The 3,450-nt window shown below is 69.2% G+C and carries 3 protein-coding genes and 1 pseudogene; all 4 read right to left on the reverse strand.

The window, feature by feature from the left end:
• Positions 1-153: 153 nt before the first annotated feature.
• Positions 154-663, reverse strand: a complete 510-nt coding sequence (locus tag ACFWR9_RS04930; protein ID WP_383835600.1) for a hypothetical protein — start codon at positions 661-663, stop codon at positions 154-156.
• A 123-nt stretch (positions 664-786) separates the two neighbouring features.
• Positions 787-2,049 carry an MFS transporter gene (locus ACFWR9_RS04935; protein ID WP_383835603.1) on the reverse strand — a complete coding sequence of 421 codons (1,263 nt, stop codon included), beginning with the start codon at positions 2,047-2,049 and terminating at the stop codon, positions 787-789.
• A 78-nt stretch (positions 2,050-2,127) separates the two neighbouring features.
• Positions 2,128-3,210 (reverse strand): inositol-3-phosphate synthase, encoded by a 1,083-nt coding sequence (locus ACFWR9_RS04940; RefSeq protein ID WP_383835606.1) that lies wholly within the window; start codon positions 3,208-3,210, stop codon positions 2,128-2,130.
• A 44-nt stretch (positions 3,211-3,254) separates the two neighbouring features.
• Positions 3,255-3,450: pseudogene (locus tag ACFWR9_RS04945) on the reverse strand (PadR family transcriptional regulator); the annotation flags it as partial.

Below are 3,450 nucleotides of genomic sequence, written 5' to 3' on the forward strand. Positions count from 1 at the left end.
CACCCAACACCACCCCCCCCCCCACACCCTGCGATTTATTATGTGTGGGTGGGCGGTTTTTTTTTATATCGACCCCGCCCGTGTTCTTGTTGGGGGGAATTTTTAAACTAAAAAAACCCCCCCGAAGCAGGAATCAGGGAGACCCTGGTTGTCTCAGGCCTCGCCGAGGCAGAGCAGGAACTCTTCTCCGTCGCCGGTCTCGGCGTAGAAGCCAGTGGCTCCTTCGACCTTCCGGCACTCGGTCTCGGCGGTGATCGAGGAGAAGTTGCCCTTGACCTTCTCAAGGACCTTGCCCTCGGCCTCCGAGGAGGAGCAGTCCACGACCTCCATGCGGTCCGAGGACGACGACGCGGACTTCAGGCAGTCGCCCACGGCTGCCTGCTCGGCGTCGTCCCGGCTGGCGATGTACCCGCCCACCGCGACACCCACGACGATCACGGCGATGACGATGTTCTTGATCATCTTGAAGCTCGGCTTGCGGCGCCCCGGCTGCGGCGGGACCGGCGCGTACGGCGCACCCTGCGGGGGGACGCCGGGCTGACCGGGCTGCTGCGGGAAGCCCTGCTGGCCCTGAGCGTAGGGGTTCTGTCCCTGGGGCTGCTGCGGAGCCTGCGGCTGGCCCTGGCCGAACGGGTTGCCCTGCGGCGGCGGCTGAGTGGTCACTGGGGGTCCCCCTGGAAAATAGGCGCGTGTCGCGGACATGCCGCGAGATAAGACGCACGTAAGTTATCGGGTCCCAGTGACAACTCCGTACTCCGGTAGGGCTCTGTGTCACTGATGTGACACTTACCGGCTCTCAAACCGGGCCATAGCTGCCGCAACCGCTCCGTAGACCACGGCGACCGTCAACACCAGCGGTACCGACCGGCCGTCCGGCGGCAGCATCAGCGCGGCCACCCCGGCGGCGCCGACGAAGGCGACGTTGAACAGCACGTCGTAGACGGAGAAGATCCGGCCGCGGAAGGCGTCGTCGACGGAGAACTGCACGACCGTGTCGGTCGCGATCTTCGCCCCCTGCGTCGTCAGGCCCAGCACGAACGCCGCCCCGAGCAGCGGCACCGTGGCGAACGGCAGGCCGAGTGCCGGCACCAGCACCGTGGCCGCCGCCGCGCACGCGGCCATCCAGCGGCCCGGCCCCAGCCGCCCCGCCGCCCAGGGGGTGACGACCGCGGCCGCGAAGAAGCCCGCCCCGGAGACGCCGAGAGCCAGCCCCAGCAGGGCGAGCCCCTCCTCCGTGTCCGAGGTCAGGGCGTACCGGCACAGCATCAGAAGCATGACCAGCAGGGCGCCGTAGCAGAACCGCATCAGTGTCATGCCCGCGAGCGCCCAGGCCGCCTCCCGGCGAGCGGGTGCGGCGAGATGGCGTACCCCCGCCACCAGGTCGCGGGCGGTGCCGGCGAGCGCGGAGGCGACCCGCGGCGGGATGCGCCCGGGGTCGGGACCCAGCAGCTCGACGGCGATGCGCAGCGACGCGAGCGCCCCGCACAGGTACAGGGCGGCCCCGAGCAGCACCACGGCCGCGTCGGAGTCCGCGACCACCAGGCGTACGACGAAGGCGAGGCCGCCGCCCGCCGTCGCGGCCAGGGTGCCGGCCGTCGGTGAGAGCGAGTTGGCGATCACCAGCCGCTCGGCGTCAACCACCCGGGGCAGCGCGGCGGACAGTCCCGCGAGGACGAAGCGGTTGACCGCGGTGACACAGAGCGCGGAGACGTAGAAGAGCCAGTCCGGGACGGAGACGATCATCAGCACCGCCGTCACCGAAGCCAGCACGGCACGCAGCACATTGCCGTACAGAAAGACCTGGCGGCGGCGCCAGCGGTCCAGCAGGGCGCCGGCGAAGGGGCCCACCAGGGAGTAGGGGAGCAGCAGGACCGCCATCGCGGAGGCGACGGCGGCGGCCGAGGTCTGCTTCTCCGGGGAGAAGACGACGTAGGTGGCGAGCGCGACCTGGTAGACGCCGTCGGCGCCCTGGGAGAGCAGGCGCACGGCGAGCAGGCGCCGAAAGCCCTTCAGGCGCAGCAGGACGCGCAGGTCACGGACGACGGCCATGGGGCACAGCCTCACATACGGGAAAGGTCCCCGGGTCACGCGACCCGGGGACCTTCTGCGGAGCTGATTCCTCGCGCGTCAGCGCTCGACCTCGCCCGCGATGAACTTCTCGACGTTGGCACGGGCCTCGTCGTCGAAGTACTGGACCGGCGGGGACTTCATGAAGTAGCTCGACGCCGACAGGATCGGGCCGCCGATGCCGCGGTCCTTGGCGATCTTCGCGGCGCGCACGGCGTCGATGATGACACCCGCCGAGTTCGGGGAGTCCCAGACCTCGAGCTTGTACTCCAGGTTCAGCGGGACGTCGCCGAACGCGCGGCCCTCCAGGCGGACGTAGGCCCACTTGCGGTCGTCCAGCCACGCGACGTAGTCGGACGGGCCGATGTGGACGTTCTTCTCGCCGAGGTCCCGGTCGGGGATCTGCGAGGTGACGGCCTGCGTCTTGGAGATCTTCTTCGACTCGAGGCGGTCGCGCTCGAGCATGTTCTTGAAGTCCATGTTGCCGCCGACGTTCAGCTGCATCGTGCGGTCCAGGACGACGCCCCGGTCCTCGAACAGCTTCGCCATGACGCGGTGCGTGATGGTGGCGCCGACCTGCGACTTGATGTCGTCACCGACGATCGGTACACCGGCCTCGGTGAACTTGTCCGCCCACTCCTTGGTGCCGGCGATGAAGACCGGGAGGGCGTTGACGAAGGCGACCTTGGCGTCGATGGCGCACTGGGCGTAGTACTTCGCCGCGTCCTCGGAACCGACGGGCAGGTAGCAGACCAGGACGTCGACCTGCCGGTCCTTGAGGACCTTGACGATGTCGGCCGGCTCCTCGGCGGACTCCTCGATGGTCTCGCGGTAGTACTTGCCGAGACCGTCGAGCGTGTGGCCGCGCTGGACCTGGACGCCGCTGTTCGGCACGTCGCAGATCTTGATGGTGTTGTTCTCGGAGGCGCCGATGGCGTCCGCGAGATCCAGGCCGACCTTCTTGGCGTCCACGTCGAAGGCGGCGACGAACTCGATGTCACGGACGTGGTAGTCGCCGAACTGGACGTGCATCAGGCCCGGGACCTTGGACGCCGCATCGGCGTCCTTGTAGTACTCGACGCCCTGAACCAGCGATGCGGCGCAGTTGCCCACACCGACGATGGCTACGCGAACCGAACCCATTCCGGTTGCTCCCTGTGTGTACGAGTGAGGCCCTGACTGGGCGCTCACGTGGCGGTGTCGCCGGGCGTATCCGGCCGGGGGTCGTCCCCCGGCCGGGGCAGGCCGCCCGTCGCTCCAGATGTCGTGTCCTGATGTGCGGTCCCCTCGGCGGCGGGGCCGCGCCGGTCCCCCCCCGCCCGCGCGCTCTCGATGTGGTGGGTCAGCCACCGCACCGCCCGCTCCCCGGACACCAATCCGTGG

Origin of the sequence: Streptomyces sp. NPDC058534 (assembly GCF_042717365.1) — a bacterium.
Lineage (GTDB): Bacteria > Actinomycetota > Actinomycetes > Streptomycetales > Streptomycetaceae > Streptomyces.

Coding starts and splice junctions, on each gene's coding strand:
- ACFWR9_RS04935 (WP_383835603.1), bottom strand. CDS start 2,049: ATGGCCGTCGTCCGTGACCTGCGCGTCCTGCTGCGCCTGAAGGGCTTT.
- ACFWR9_RS04940 (WP_383835606.1), bottom strand. CDS start 3,210: ATGGGTTCGGTTCGCGTAGCCATCGTCGGTGTGGGCAACTGCGCCGCA.